Source organism: Azospirillum sp. HJ39, from assembly GCF_041507355.1.
GTDB classification, from domain to species: domain Bacteria; phylum Pseudomonadota; class Alphaproteobacteria; order Azospirillales; family Azospirillaceae; genus Azospirillum; species Azospirillum thiophilum.
Map to the genome: position 1 here is coordinate 295,001 of NZ_CP167910.1, position 14,356 is coordinate 309,356.

The 14,356-nt window shown below is 71.1% G+C and carries 11 protein-coding genes and 1 riboswitch (1 of these 12 only partly in view); of the genes, 1 reads left to right on the forward strand and 10 read right to left on the reverse strand.

Features of this window, described 5'->3' with window-relative positions; all coding sequences use genetic code 11:
- Nucleotides 1-3,980 carry the 3' portion of a chemotaxis protein CheB gene (locus tag ABMY26_RS11950; RefSeq protein ID WP_372396484.1) on the forward strand. 604 nt of this gene lie to the left of the window's left edge, so 3,980 of the gene's 4,584 nt are visible here — the last part of the coding sequence; the start codon falls outside the window, past its left edge; the stop codon is at nt 3,978-3,980.
- A gap of 69 nt (nt 3,981-4,049) precedes the next feature.
- On the opposite strand, the gene ABMY26_RS11955 is transcribed toward ABMY26_RS11950, so the two are convergent.
- The 10 genes from ABMY26_RS11955 to ABMY26_RS12000 all read right to left on the reverse strand — a co-directional run bounded on the left by ABMY26_RS11955 (nt 4,050) and on the right by ABMY26_RS12000 (nt 13,610).
- Entirely contained in the window at nt 4,050-5,009 is a 960-nt protein-coding gene (locus tag ABMY26_RS11955; RefSeq protein WP_372396485.1) for a metal ABC transporter solute-binding protein, Zn/Mn family, read from the reverse strand.
- Nucleotides 5,010-5,036: 27 nt separating this feature from the next.
- Entirely contained in the window at nt 5,037-5,921 is an 885-nt protein-coding gene (locus tag ABMY26_RS11960; protein ID WP_372396486.1) for a metal ABC transporter permease, read from the reverse strand.
- A complete protein-coding gene (locus ABMY26_RS11965) occupies nt 5,918-6,688 on the reverse strand; it encodes a metal ABC transporter ATP-binding protein (protein ID WP_372396487.1) in 771 nt (256 codons plus the stop codon). Before ABMY26_RS11965 ends, ABMY26_RS11960 begins: the two co-directional genes overlap by 4 nt.
- Nucleotide 6,689: 1 nt before the next feature.
- A complete protein-coding gene (locus ABMY26_RS11970) occupies nt 6,690-6,827 on the reverse strand; it encodes a hypothetical protein (protein ID WP_372396488.1) in 138 nt (45 codons plus the stop codon).
- Complete coding sequence (locus ABMY26_RS11975) at nt 6,814-7,539, reverse strand: DUF1826 domain-containing protein (protein ID WP_372396489.1); 726 nt, start codon at nt 7,537-7,539, stop codon at nt 6,814-6,816. The genes ABMY26_RS11970 and ABMY26_RS11975 overlap by 14 nt, the downstream gene beginning before the upstream one ends.
- Nucleotides 7,540-7,616: 77 nt before the next feature.
- Nucleotides 7,617-9,794 (reverse strand): TonB-dependent receptor, encoded by a 2,178-nt coding sequence (locus tag ABMY26_RS11980; RefSeq protein WP_372396490.1) that lies wholly within the window; start codon nt 9,792-9,794, stop codon nt 7,617-7,619.
- Between the two features lie 146 nt (nt 9,795-9,940).
- Nucleotides 9,941-10,747: a ferredoxin gene (locus ABMY26_RS11985; protein WP_372396491.1), complete on the reverse strand. Its 807-nt coding sequence runs from the start codon at nt 10,745-10,747 to the stop codon at nt 9,941-9,943.
- 10 nt (nt 10,748-10,757) lie between these two features.
- Entirely contained in the window at nt 10,758-11,789 is a 1,032-nt protein-coding gene (locus tag ABMY26_RS11990) for a FecCD family ABC transporter permease (RefSeq protein WP_372396492.1), read from the reverse strand.
- Nucleotides 11,786-12,760, reverse strand: a complete 975-nt coding sequence (locus ABMY26_RS11995) for an ABC transporter substrate-binding protein (protein WP_372396493.1) — start codon at nt 12,758-12,760, stop codon at nt 11,786-11,788. Before ABMY26_RS11995 ends, ABMY26_RS11990 begins: the two co-directional genes overlap by 4 nt.
- A gap of 10 nt (nt 12,761-12,770) precedes the next feature.
- Nucleotides 12,771-13,610: an ABC transporter ATP-binding protein gene (locus ABMY26_RS12000; protein ID WP_372396494.1), complete on the reverse strand. Its 840-nt coding sequence runs from the start codon at nt 13,608-13,610 to the stop codon at nt 12,771-12,773.
- Between the two features lie 126 nt (nt 13,611-13,736).
- Nucleotides 13,737-13,958: riboswitch (cobalamin riboswitch) on the reverse strand.
- Between the last annotated feature and the right edge of the window lie 398 nt (nt 13,959-14,356).

Sequence of the window (14,356 nt, forward strand, 5' to 3'; positions counted from 1 at the left end):
AGCGGATGCCCGAGGCGCTGGTCAACTATGTCCGACAGCCCTACCTGCGCGCCGTCAGCGAGGACGAGCCCCTTTCCGGCGGCGAGGATCTCGACCGTATCCTCGACCTGATGCAGGCGCGGAGCCGCTACGACTATCGGGCCTACAAGACGCGCACCCTGGTCCGGCGCATCGAGCGGCGGATGGGCATCCACCAGATCGACAGCATGCGCCACTACCGCGAATTCCTGGGAACCCACCCCGGCGAGGTCGAGCAGCTGTCGCGCGACATCCTGATCAGCGTCACCCGCTTCTTCCGCGATCAGGATGCGTTCGCGCTCCTCAACGAGACGATCCTCGTCCCCCTGGTGCAGCAATGCGGTGCCGAACGGCCGATCCGCGTCTGGGTTCCCGGCTGCGCCACCGGCGAGGAGGTGTATTCCATCGCCATGCTGCTGATGGAAGCCTGCGCCGCAGCGAACAAGGCCTGCGACATCAAGGTGTTCGGAACCGACATCGACGTGAGGGCGCTGGATCTCGCAAGGACCGGCGTCTATCCGGAGACCATCGCGGTCGACGTTTCGGCGGACCGGCTGGCCCGGTTCTTCACCCGTGTCGATGCCGGCTACAAGGTCAGCCGGCCGCTGCGGGAAGCGGTCACCTTCGCCGTCCAGAACATGATCAGCGACCCGCCCTTCTCCAGCCTCGACCTGATCAGCTGCCGCAACGTCCTGATCTACATCGATCCGACGGTGCAGCGGTCGATCCTCGAGCTGTTCCATTTCGGCCTTGCCGACGGCGGCGGCCTGTTCCTGGGATCGGCCGAGACCACCGGCGCCCGCACCGACCTGTTCGAGCCGCTGTCCAAGAAATGGCGGCTGTACCGCAAGCTCGGCAACGGCCGCCGCTACAGCCCGGCCCTGCCGACCTCCGTCGACATGCCGGCGGGGACGGTCGCGGTGTCTCCCATCCGGCCGCGCGTCAGTCCGGCCGAGATCACCCGGCAGGCGTTGCTGCTCGCCTATGCGCCGGCCGCCGTGCTGATCGACCAGCATCACCGGATCCTCTACCTGTACGGTCCGACCGGCGACTTCCTCGACCTGCCGACCGGGGAGATGCCGCAGGACCTGACGGCGATGATGCGGGGCGACCTGCGCCTGAAGGTGCGCGGCGCCATCGAAAAGGCACTGGCGTCGGGCAAGCGGGTGACCGTCGACCGGGTCCGCCAGATGCGGGGCGGCGTCCTGTCCCTTCTCACCGTGACCGTGGCCGCCGTCCGACCGCCGCAGGCGGCGGAAAGCCTGCTGCTGGTGACCTTCGTCCGGGACGCGATGCTGGAACCGGCGCCGCCGGGCGACGAGATGCTGGCATCGGCCGAAGCCTCCGCCGTCGAGCAGCTCGAACATGAATTGCGGGTGACGCGCGAGGATTTGAACGCCACCATCCTGGAACTGGAGGCGTCGAACGAGGCCCTGCGCGCCGCAAACGAGGAAATCCTGTCGATCAACGAGGAGCTGCAATCCTCCAACGAGGAGATGGAGACCTCGAAGGAGGAGCTGCAGTCGCTGAACGAGGAGCTCGGCACCCTCAACAGCCAGCTTCACGAGAAGGTCGACGAGCTGGAGAGCGCGACCAACGACCTGACCAACCTGCTGACCAGCTCCGAGATCGCGACGCTGTTCCTGTCGCCCGAGTTGAAGATCAAGCGCTTCACCCCTCCGGCAACGCGCCTGTTCTCGCTGATCCCGACGGATCTCGGGCGGCCGATCACCGACATCTCGCGCCGTTTCAGCGACCCCGACCTGGCGGCCGACATCCGTTCGGTCCTCGACACCCTGTCGCCGCTGGAACGCGAGGTCGAGACCGAGAGCGGCAGCACACTGCTGCGCCGGATCCATCCCTACCGGACCCAGGACAACCGGATCGAGGGGACCGTCATCACCTTCAGCGATGTCACGGCGCTGAAACGCACCGCGGCCACCCTCTCCGAACGGGTCCGGCAGCAGAAGCTGGTCGCCGATCTGGGCCGCAAGGCGTTGGGCGACGAGACTCCGGACGTCCTTCTGCGCACGGCCACCAGCCTCGTCGCCGAAACCTTCGGTGCCGACTTTGTCGGCATCTTCGTTCCGTCGGCCAACGCCGGACGGCTGCGGCTGCTGGAGGGCTGTGGCTGGAGCCGGACCGGGAGCGCAGCCCTGGAGGTTCCGGGTGACCCTTCCTCGCATCTCGGCCGGATCTTCCGGTCGAGGCAGCCGCTCGTCGTCGGCGATTTCGCCGCCGACCGGCGGGTGCCCGGCGCTCCGCCCGTCCCCGGCATCGCCAGCGGGGTCGGGGTCGCCTTCGGTGGCGAGGGCGATGCGACGGAGCCGGCCGTCCTGGCCCTGTACAGCCGGCAAGCGAAACGGTTCGGCGACGACGACGTCGAGTTCCTGCAGGCGGTCGCCAACGTCCTGGGCCTCGCCATGGAGCGGGGCGCCATCCAGGATGCGGTGCGGACGGCCCGCGACTTCGCCGAAGCCATCGTCGACACCGTGCGCGAGCCGCTGCTGGTGCTCGATGCCGGCCTGACGGTGGCGACCGCCAGCCAGGCCTATTTCCGCAAGTTCGCCACCACGCCGGAGGCGACGCTGGGGCATCCGCTGGCCGACCTCGCCGGCGGGGTGTTCCGGGACGCCGCGCTGGACGGGCGGCTGAGGACGATGGTCGCCGACGGCTCGACCATCGAAGCGCTTGAGATCGCCGCCGGACAGGATGACGACGGGCCGCGCGCGTTACAGATCAACGCCCGCCTGCTGAGCCGGTCGGACCGCCCGCTGATCCTCCTCGGCATCGAGGAGGTCACCGAACGCAACCGCGCCCGGCAGGCGCTGGACGCCGCCAAGGCGACGGCGGAGCAGGCGAGCGCCGGCAAGACCCGCTTCCTCGCCGCCGCCAGCCACGATTTGCGCCAGCCGGTGCAGGCGGCGGTGCTGTTCCACCATCTGCTGACCTGCCAGGACCTCGCGCCGGCCTCGGTGAAGCTGCTGAACAGCCTGGGCAACACCCTGACCGCCCTGCAGTCGATGCTGGACGAGATCCTGCATGTGTCGCGCCTCGACGCCGGGGTGGTGAACGTCCAGCCGAGGCCGTTCCGGCTGCGCACGCTCCTCGACCGGCTGACCACGGAGTTCGAACCGCTTGCCCAGGCCGCCGGGCTGACGCTGCGCTCGGTCGACACCGGCGTCACCGTCCACAGCGACCCGAAGCTGTTGGGCCGCATCCTGCAGAATCTCCTGGCCAATGCGGTGAAATACACGGACAGCGGACGCATCCTGATCGGATGCCGCCGTGTCAATGGCGCCGTGCGCATCCAGGTCTGGGACACCGGCCGGGGAATACCCGAGGGGCAGTTGAAGGCGATCTTCGAGGAGTTCCATCAGGTCGGCAATTTCGAGCGGGACCGCCGGCAGGGGCTTGGACTGGGCCTGTCGATCGTGGACCGGCTCGCCCTGCTGCTGCACCACCCGATCGGCGTGCGGTCCGCGCCGGGGCGGGGATCGGTCTTCGAAGTCGTCGTTCCCCTCGCCGATGGGGTCGATGCGGAGGAAGCGGCCGCCGAGGAACACGCGCTCGATGGCGCGGGGCGGCGCGTGCTGGTGATCGACGACGACCCTGCGGTGCTCGACAGCATCTGGCAATATCTCGAGCAACACGGCTTCGACGTGTCGGCCGCGGAGGACAGGGAGACCGCGTTGGCGCGGTTCAGGGAAATCCAACCGCCGGATCTGGTCATCGCCGACTACCGGCTGGGGGAGGACGAGACCGGGGCGGATATCATCAGGCTGTTGCGGACCACATCCGGGATCGCCGTGCCCGGCATCATCCTGACCGGCGACACATCGCCGGAACGCATCCGGGAGGCCAGCCGCAGCGGCTTCTCGCTGCTGCACAAGCCGGTGTCTCCGCTGGATCTGTCGGCGGCGGTGCGGAGCGCCCTGATGGATGACGGTGCCATCGCCTGAAGGCGCGGAGACGCCGCGGCCTGTTCCTTCTGGCCGGCCTTGGGGAGCCGGCCTTCCGGAGGATGATCGTCAGGAGGCGGGCGTCAGCGCCTTGGTGAACTGGGCCAGATTGTGGCGCATCATGTCGATGTAGGTCGCGGCAGGGCCATCCGCCGCCGACAGCGCGTCGGAATAGACCCGGCCGCCGATGCGGGCGCCGGTTTCCCGCGCGATCTGCTCCAGCATGCGCGGATCGGCGATGGTCTCGACGAAGACCGCCTTGATCTTCTCCTTCTTGATCTGGCGGATCAGCCTGGCGATGTCGCCGGCCGACGCCTCCGCCTCGGTGGAGACGCCGACCGGGGCCAGGAAGGTCACGCCATAGGCCTTGGCGTAATAGCCGAAGGCGTCGTGCGAGGTGACGATCTTGCGGTCCTTGCGCGGGATCGGCTTCAGCGCCGCCTTGATCTCGGCCTCCACCGCGTCGAGCTTGGCCCGGTAGGCGGCGTGGTTGGCGCGCAGGACGTCGGCCTTGGCCGGCGCCGCGGCGACGAGGCCCTTCAGGATGTTGTCGGCGTAGATCTTCGCGTTGGCGACCGACTGCCAGGCATGCGGGTCGTGGGCGCCGTGATCGTGGGCATGGCCGTGGCCGTGGTCGTGGCCGTGGTCGTCGTGGCCCTTCTCCTCATGCTCCTCCTCGCCGGCGATGGGCTTGACGCCGGTGCTGGTGACGGCGACCGGACCCTTGTAGCCGGACGCCTTGACCAGACGGTCGATCCAGCCCTCCATCCCCAGCCCGTTGGCGACGACGAGGTTGGCGGCGCCGAGCGCGCGGGCGTCGGCGGGGGTCGGCTCGTAGACATGGGCGTCGCCGTCGGGGCCGACCAGCGTCGTCACCGCGACCTCGTCGCCGCCGATCTGGCGGACCATGTCGCCGAGGATGGTGAAGGTGGCGACCACCTTCACCGGTTCGGCCAGGGCCGGCGGCGCGAAGAGCGCCAGCGCCGCCACGAGCGGGGCGGCCAGCGAGGCGGCGAATGTGCGTTTCATGGGAGACTCTCCTAAGAGCGGGGGAACTCAGGCGTCGAGATGCCGGCCGGGGAACCAGCGCGTCCGCAGGCTGCCGACCGGGCCGAGGGCGAGGGACAGCAGGTAGGCGGCTCCGGCGACCAGGACGATGGCCGGCCCCGAGGGCAGGTTGAAATGGAAGGACAGCAGCAGCCCGCCGATGCCGGACGCCATGGCGAGCGCCATCGCGGTCAGCGCCAGCGTGACGATGCGTTCGGCCCAGAAGCGGGCGGAGGCCGCCGGCAGCATCATCAGCCCGACCGCCATCAGCGTGCCGAGCGCCTGGAAGCCGCCGACGAGGTTGAGGACCACCAGCACCAGGAAGACGAGGTGGCACAGCGCCCCCAGCCGCCCGCGCGACCCGCCGGCCGCGCGCAGGAAGCCGGGGTCGAAGCATTCCACCACCAGCGGCCGGTAGAGCAGCGCCAGCGTCAGCAGCGTGACGGTCGCGATGCCGGCCACCATCAGCAGGCCGGCATCGTCCACCGCCAGGATGGTGCCGAACAGCACATGCATCAGGTCGACGTTGCTGCCGCGCAGCGAGACGATCAGCACGCCGCCGGCCAGCGAGATCAGGTAGAAGGCGGCGAAGCTGGCATCCTCGCGCAGGCTGGTCGCCCGCGACACCAGCCCGGCGAGCAGCGCCACCGCCAGCCCGGCGAGAAAGCCGCCGATGCTCATCGCCCACAAGGACAGGCCGGCGGCCAGGAAGCCGATGGCGGCACCGGGCAGCACGGCATGGGACATGGCGTCGCCCATCAGGCTCATCCGCCGCAGCACCAGCAGGACCCCGACGGGGCCGCAGCCGAGCGACAGCGCCACGCAGGCGGCGAGCGCGCGGCGCATGAAGGAGAATTCCAGGAAGGGGCCGGCGAGAAGGTCGAAGGCGGTCACGGCGCGGCCCTCCGGCAGGGGCGGGCGCGGTCGTCCCACGCCTCCGCCATCGCGCGGGCGCGGTCGAGGTTGGCGGCGGTCAGCGTGTCGGCGGTGCCGCCCCAGGCGACCGGCTCGCGCGCCAGCAGCAGCGTGTCGGGGAAATGGGCGCGGACCTGGTCGAGGTCGTGCAGCACGGCGACCACCGTCCGCCGCTCGCCATGCCAGCGCCGCACGACGTCGAGCAGGTCGGCGGTGGTGCGGGCGTCGATGGCGGTGAAGGGCTCGTCGAGCAGGATCAGGCGGGCGTCCTGCAACAGCATGCGGGCGAACAGCACGCGCTGGAACTGGCCGGCCGACAGGGCGCCGATCGGGCGCCGCTCGAAACCGGACAGGCCGACCACCGCCAGCGCCTCCTCGGCCTGCCGGGCCAGGGCGCGGCCGATGCGGCGGAACAGGCCGACCCGCCGCCAATGGCCGAGCAGCACGGTGTCCAGCACGTCGATGGGAAAGTCACGCTCCACCTCGGCCTGCTGCGGCAGATAGGCGATGTCGGCGGCCTCCAGCCCGTGCAGCGTCACCGACCCGCCGAAGGGCGGCAGGGCGCCGACGACGGCCTTCAGCAGGGTGCTCTTGCCGGCGCCGTTCGGGCCGACGATGGCGGTGAGCGAGCCGTCGCGGAAGCCGCCGGACAGGTGATGGACCGCCGGATGCCGCCGGTAGCCCAGCGTCAGGTCGGTCAGGCGGACCAGCGTGTCCGCCGCCCCGCCGCGGAGGGATGCGGTCATGTCAAATCCCCCAATCCAGCGCCCAGTCGAGCGCCCAGGCGACCGTCAGCCAGAGCAGGGCGCACAGCAGGGCGGCGGCGGCGATCCGCGTCAGGGCGGAGGCGGCCAGCGGCGACCGGGGCCGGTCAATCCTCATCATGGTCATGATGGTCCAGGCAGAGCAGCAGGCGCGGCGCTCCCGACGGATCGGCCGGCGGCGAGCGGTGGACGAGGCCGCGCCCGCGGTTGCCGGGCCAGCCCTCGCCCTTCAGCAGGCCGACATGGCCGGTGCCGAGCTTGCGGATGCGGCGGGGATCGGAGAGCACGGCGTCGTTGTCGCCCCGCCCCAGGGCGGCGCGTTCAACCGCGTCGTCGGGCAGCCAGTGGGTTCCGGCCCCCCGGTAGGTGCAGAGCAGGCGCAGCCCGACATGGTCGGCATGGAAGAAGCGGCAGCCGCCGCCGGCCACGCTGTCGAGCCGCAACTGGACCGCCGGACAGCCGACGATGTCGGCATAGAGGTGCACCAGCCGGACGGCGTCGCGGATCAGCGGCCCGCCGGCCCATCCGGACGGCAGGGCCGCGGCGAGATCCGCGGCGACGCCGTCCGGCGTGGTGACGAGACGGACGGAGGGTCGGCTGGCAGGCGCATCCGGTGCCGCATCCGGTGCCATATCCGGTCCTGGCCCGAGCCGGGCGCATTCCCCGGCGATGCCGGCTGGCAGCCGGCGCCGCCATACGGCCAGCGTCACGCCGGGGCGGCGGATGGCGAACAGTCCGGCGGCGGTGCCGCAGAGGGCGACATGCCCCCGGTCCTCCGGGCCGGTGAAGCCGTGGGAGGAAAGGGGGGCCAGGGGAGCGGTCGGGCAGTGCATGCGGTCTCGGTGGACGGAGGAGCCGCGTTAGTAATGTTATATCATAACGTAATTTGCAAGAGCGCTGCGGCCGGACCTCAGAAGGTCATGGAGAAGGCCAGCTCGGCCGAGCGCGGGCGGCCCAGCACCCAGCTCGTCGTGCCGCCGGCCACCGCATAGACCTCGTCGAACAGGTTGTAGGCGCGCAGGCTGAGCTTGGTGTTGTCGGTCGGATGGTAGTCCAGCCCGGCATTGACCACGGTGTAGGCGGGGCGGACGCTGGTGTTGGCGGCGTCGGCATAGGTCTTGCCGACATACTGCACGCCGGCCCGCGCCTCCCAGCCGGGCAGGAAGGCCCAGCTTCCCCAGATGTTGGCGGTGCGCTCCGGCACGCCGGTCGGCACGTTGCCGGCATAGGACACCGCGCGGCCCGACACCGTTTGCGTGAAGTCGTCGTACTTGGCCTGCAGCAGCGCGCCGTTCACGTCGACCCGCACCCCCTCCCACAGGCCGAGCGACAGCGACGCCTCCAGCCCGCGGGCGGATTGGCGGCCGACCTGCATCGTCACCGCCGGCCGGTTGGGGTCGGTGGTCAGCAGCTTGTCCTTGACGAGGCGGTAGGCGGCCAGCGTCCACTCGCCGCGGCCCTCCAGGAAGGATTGCTTGACGCCGATCTCCAGCTGGCGGCCGGTGGACAGCTCGAAATCCTTCTGCGCCGGCGACAGCGAGATCAGGTTGCCGACCGGATCGACCGCCGTGGCGTATTGCCCGTAGAGGGCGAGGCCGGGAACGACCTCGTACACCGCGCCGGTCCGCCAGCTGGTGGCGTGGAAATCCTTGGTGTAGCTGCTGTTCGCCACCAGATCCCAGCGCTCGACCGTGGGGGCGTCGTAGCGGATGCCGCCGACCAGCGCCAGCTGCGGCGTCAGCGACAGCCGGTCCTCGGCGAACAGCGCATATTGGCGGGTGCGCGAGCGGCTGCGCGGCGAGGTGCCGGCGCTGTTGAGGAACAGGCCCGGCGCCGGGTCGAAGGGATCGACGCTGCTCGACCCGCCATAGGGCGAGTTGTTGGTGTGCTTGAACTCGATCCGGTTCAGGTCGAAGCCGCCGACCATCTCGTTCTTCAGCCCGAACAGCGAGCCGCGCCACGTCGCGTCGAAGCGGTCGCCGACCTGCCGCTGGTCGTGGTAGATCTCGATGTAGCTGCTGCGCTGGATCCGCTGGGTGGCCGGGATCCAGGCGTAGCTTTCCACGTCCTTCCAGTGGCGGTGGCTGGTCAGGTGATAGGCGGTGTTGCGCAGGGTCAGCGCATCGGACACCGCCCATTCGGCCTTCAGCTGGGTCCAGTTGTCGCGGTAGCGGATCGCGCTGTCGGCCACGTTGTAGTTGCGGTGGCGCAGCGCGTCGTTCAGGCCGCCATTGATCAGCGGCGTGCCGAAATACTCCTGCGGCTGCTGGTCGCCATAGTCGTTGGACAGGGTGACGGCGAAGTCGGGCGTCGCCTGGAGCCTCACCGCGCCCGACACCGCGAGGTTTTTCATATCGCCGCGGTCGACCCAGCCGTTGGAGCGGTTGCCGCTGACGTCCAGCCGGTAGGACAGCTTCTCGCCCACCGGGCCGCCGCTGCCGAAGGCGGTGCGGCGGGTGCCGTCGGTGCCGATGGCGACCATCGCCTCGTGGCGGGCATCGGCGGTCGGGCGCTTGGGCACCACGTTGATCACGCCGCCGATGGCGCCCTCGCCATAGAGGACGGAGGCCGGGCCGCGCAGCACCTCGATCCGCTCGGCCGACCAGCTGTCGAACGGGAAGGTGACGGTGCCCGACCCGACATAGAGCCGCGTCCCGTCATAGAGCTGCATCACCGAGCCGTGGCCGGCGAAGCCGCGCGTCGCCAGCGACGAGCCGCCGTTGCCGGGCGCCGCCAGCGAGGTGAAGCCGGTGGCGTTCTGGGTGACGGCCTCGATGACGCTGGTCTGGCCGCGGTCGCGGATGGTCCGGCCGGAGATCACCTCGACGCTGGCCGGGGTCTCCAGCGGCGTGAGGTCCAGGCGGCTGCCGCCGGTGTTCGGGCGGTCGAGCGCCAGCCCGGCCGGCGCCGGGTCCGCCGCGTTGCCGGTGACGGTGACGGGAGACAGCGTCACCGGGGCGGGTGTGACCGGCGGCTCGGCGTCGGCGGCAAATGCAGTCGCCGGACCGAAGGAGGCCGCCGCGAGAAGCAGGGTTGCCAGCGAGGACGGCCGGCGGGCGGGGCCGGAGCGGAGATGGACAGGACGCAAGGAAAATCCCCCCAGAGGATGGTTTGCAAAAAGGCATGGAAAGGCGTGCCGCGAAGGCGGGGCTTCGCGGAAGGCGGGTGGTGTTCGGGTCGGGTCGGGGGCGCCGGCCGGTCAGGCGGACGGCGCGGGAGAGGAGCGCGGCGGCGTTACCCCATCGGGTCGTCCTCCGCCGGCTCGGCCGGGAGATTGCGGTGCAGGATGTCGGCGGCGTGCGGCGCGTCGGCCAGCAGATGGCCGCCGACGAGGCGGTCGATCCGCTCGGGCGTCAGGTCGCCGTACCAGACCGCATCGGGCTGGACGACCAGCAGCGGGCCGCGGTTGCACGGGTAGAGGCAGCTGGTCCGCGCGCACATCGCCCGGCGCGGGCCGGCGTTCAGCGCGCGGTGCCCCTTCATCGCCGCGCGCAGATGCTGGTACAGCGCATCGGCGCCGCGATGCAGGCAGCGGGCGCCGACGCAGACGAAGATCTGCCGGCCATGCTCGGGGATCGCCGACCAGCCGGGCTTGCCGAGGCTGGGCTCGGTCGCGCGCACGTCCGTTGCGGCGGCGGGGTCGCTTGCGATGCGGTCGAGGGCGGCGGGCAGGTCCAGCGCGCTTTCCACCGGCGGGGCCAGCCGGACGGTCATCCGGCTGCCCTGCGCTATCCAATGGCTGAGCGCCCCCGGCAGCCAAGCCGACAGGCTGGGATCGGCCGGGACCATGCTGGGGATCACCAGCGCTTCGGTCGCGCCGGCCCGCTCCAGCCCGGCCAGGACGGCGGGCAGGGCCGGGCCGGACAGGTCGGCATGGGCGGTCGCCACCGTCACCGTCTCGCCGCGCGCGGCATGGAGGGCGGTCAGCGCCGCCGCCAGGGCCTTGAGGGTCTGCCCATGGTCGAAGGACGCGCGGCCATAGAGGACGATGGCCCGCGCCGGAGTCGGCAGGGTCGGGGGCATGGTGCCGTGTTCCATCATGTCATCTCCCCTACACCGCGGACTTGCGGCGCATGAGCCAGAGGAAGAAGGCGCCGCCGACGAGGGCGGTGACGACGCCGACCGGGATCTCGCGCGGGGCGAAGGAGGCGCGGGCGACGACGTCGACCCACAGCAGCAGCAGCGCGCCGCCCAGCGCCGCCACCGGCAGCAGCGCCCGCAGCGAACCGCCGACCAGCATCCGCGCGATGTGCGGCACCACCAGCCCGACGAAGCCGATGCCGCCGCAGGCCGACACCAGCGCCCCGGTCATCAGCGCGGTGACGGCGAACAGCTCCAGCCGCAGGCGCCCCGGATCGGTGCCGAGCGAGCGGGCGGCATCGTCGCCCAGCGCCAGCGTGTTGACGGTGTCGGCGCGCAGCCACAGCCAGACCAGCCCGGCAACGGTCAGGGCGGCCGGGATCGGCAGGACGCTCCACCGCGCGGTGCCGAAGCCGCCCATCATCCAGAACAGCGCCGCGTCGGCCCCGCGGTCCATGGCGGCGACGATCAGCGCGTTGGTGACGGCATGCAGGATGAAGGCGACCGCGACCCCGGTCAGCACCAGCCGCTCGCTGGTCACCATGCCGTCGCGCCCGCGCGCCGCCGCGAAGACGGCCAGCATGGCGGCGAGCGCGCCGAGGAAGGCGGCGGCCGGCAAGCCGACCGATCCGGCAACCGATCCGGCCATGGCGCCGGCATAGAGCAGGACCGTCACCGCCCCGACCGAGGCGCCGGCCGACACGCCGAACAGGTAGGGGTCGGCCAGCGGGTTGCGCGTCACCACCTGGAGCACGGCACCCACCGCCGCCAGCCCGGCCCCGGCCAGCGCGCCCAGCAGCACGCGCGGCAGCCGCAGTTCCCAGACGATGTTGCGCTCGGCCCGGCTGGCGTCGGGGAGCGGGGCGAGCGCCGGCCAAAGCTCGTGCGCGATCACCGCCCAGACCTTCGGCATCGGGATGGGCGCGGCGCCGAAGCCGACGGCGGCGACCAGGGACGGCACGAGGAGGACGGCCAGCAGCAGGGGCAGGCGGGAGCGGCTCATCGCTGGAACAGCTCCGGGTGCAGGGTGCGGGCCATCCGTTCCAGCGCATCGACGTTGCGGGTGGAGGGCGTCTGCTCGGCATAGGTCAGGACGATGAAGCGGCGCTCGCGCACCGCCTCGACGTCGGCCAGCTGCGGCGCGGCCAGCAGGTTGCGGATCGTCGCCTCGGCCGGGATGCGGTGGTCGCTGACGATTATCCATTGCGGATTCCGCCGCACCATCTCCTCCCAGCTGACCCGGACATAGCTGTTGGGGATGTCGTCGAAGATGTTGCGGCCGCCGGCCAGCTCCATCAGCAGGCTGGTCATGCCCTCGCGCCCGACCGACAGCGGCGCGCCCTCGGTGTGGCAATCGTCGCAATACATCACACGCGGACGGTCGGCGGCGGTGCCGGTGCGCTCGGTCACCGCGGCGACGCGGCGGCGGAAATCGGCGACCATCGCTTCGGCGCGGTCGGAAATGCCGAAGATTTTGCCCAGGGCCAGCAGGTCGGCATAGAGCGTGTCCATGCCGATCGGCTCGCGCGGGCCGATGCGGATGCAGCTTTCCCGCAGGGTATAGGTGGCGACCCCCATCTCGGCCAGCCGCGCCGGGGTGAGGCCGCGCGCCTCGTTGAAGCCGTAGCTCCAGCCGGCGAACAGGAAGTCGGGGTCGACGGACAGCACCGCCTCCAGCGTCGGGGCGCGGTCGGGCAGACGCGGCAGGGCGGCGACGATGCCTGGCGGGGCGACCAGCCGGTGCTCGGCCCCGGCGATGCCGGAAACGGCGACCAGACGGTCGGCGAGGCCGAGATCCAGCATGGTCTGCGTCATGTTGGTGTCGTGGACCATCGGCCGCTTGGGCGGACCGGTGAAACGGGTGGTCTCGAAGCAGTTGGCGACCTCGACCGGGTAGCTCTGGGCGTGCGCGCCGCAGGCGGCCGTTCCCAGGAGAAGGGCCAGCGGCAGGCCGCGGAGGACAGGCGGGATCATGGGCGGTCCGTCAGGTGGCCGGCAGGGGGGAGAGGTCGATGCGCAGCCGGCCGTTGCCGGGATGGCGGTCCACCGTGGCGGCGACCCGGTAGACCGCGGCCAGCCGTTCGGGCGTCAGCGCCGCGTCCGGCGCGGCGTCGGACAGCAGGCGGCCGTCCTTCATCAGCAGGATGCGGTCGCACCAGCGCGCCGCCAGGTCGATGTCGTGCAGCGTCGCCACCACGGTGATGCCGAGGCCGCGCAGCAGGTCGAGCAGGGCGAAGCGGTGGTGGATGTCCAGGTGGTTGGTCGGCTCGTCGAGCAGCAGGATGCGCGGGCGCTGGGCCAGGGCGCGGGCGACCATCGTCCGCTGGCGCTCGCCGCCCGACAGCCGTTCGACCGGGCGGTCGGCCAGCGCGGTCAGCTCCAGCCGGGCCAGCGCGTCCTCGACGATGGCGGGATCCTCCGGCCCCGGACCGGCGAAGGCGGAGCGGCGATGGGCCAAGCGGCCCATGCCGACCACGTCGCGCACGGTGAAGCCGAGCGCGGCGGTGGAGTCCTGCGCCTGCAGCGCCAGCCGGCGGGCCAGTTCCACCGGGCGCAGGGCGCGCGGATCCTCGCCCTCGATGCGGATTCTGCCGGCCGAGGGGGCCTGCAACCCGGCGAGGCAGCGCAGCAGCGTGGTCTTGCCCGAGCCGTTGGGGCCGAGGATGCCGAGGAGGATGCCGGGCGGAACGGAGAAGCCGACCTGATGCAGCACGGCCCGGCCGTCCAGATTGCCGCCCAGCCGGCAGTCCAGCCCCTCCACCGCGATGGCGGCGGGCGGCGATGGGGTCTGGGATGGTCCGGTCGGGAAAGGCGCTGGCGTCATCCGTGCTTCCTGCCGTTGCGGGGCAGGGGAACCGGGCGGACGACTTGCGGGGCAGGCGCGGGCGTGTCCTGGACGGACTCCGGCCACACGCATGGCAAGCGTTCCACCGGGACACCCCGCCCGAGGACGTTTCGTTGTGGTGCTGGCAGGTCTCCTGGCTTGCGGGTCGCCGCCGGTCCGTCCAGCCTTCCCAGCACCCCGGAGGGCGCCAGTGGCGTAAAATGACGGAACGGCTCACCGCTCACAGTTGCGGGGGCAGCCCCGGTCTCACCGCAAGACGCGGCTCACCGGGTTCCCTCTTAGCTTCCGGCGGAGGCCGCCGGAAGAACCAGTACCGCCGCATTCATGGTCGACCCCGCCGCCGCGGTCAAGGTCCGTTCGCGTGGGGGCCGGGAAATCGCCTGTGAGTCCCTCTCCCGCCCCGGGAGAGGGAAGGGGCCCAAGCGCAGCTTGGGAAGGGTGAGGGGTTAGGCACGAAGCCATGCGGCTCGGGACTCTTGGCCCACCCCTCACCCTCCCCACTTCGTGGGTCCCCTCCCTCTCCCGGGGCGGGAGAGGGCAACCGTCGCCAAAGAGATACACGCGAAAGTAGAGTTTCATCCTGATGGCTGTCCCGTCATGCGTCGCGGTCCGGTATGTAATGTTATAACGTAACATATCGGGCGAACGGGCGGTCCGCAAGGAAAGATCGGCCGGGCTTTCCACATCCCTTTCCACATCGGCTTCATCGGCTATTAACGTGTTTT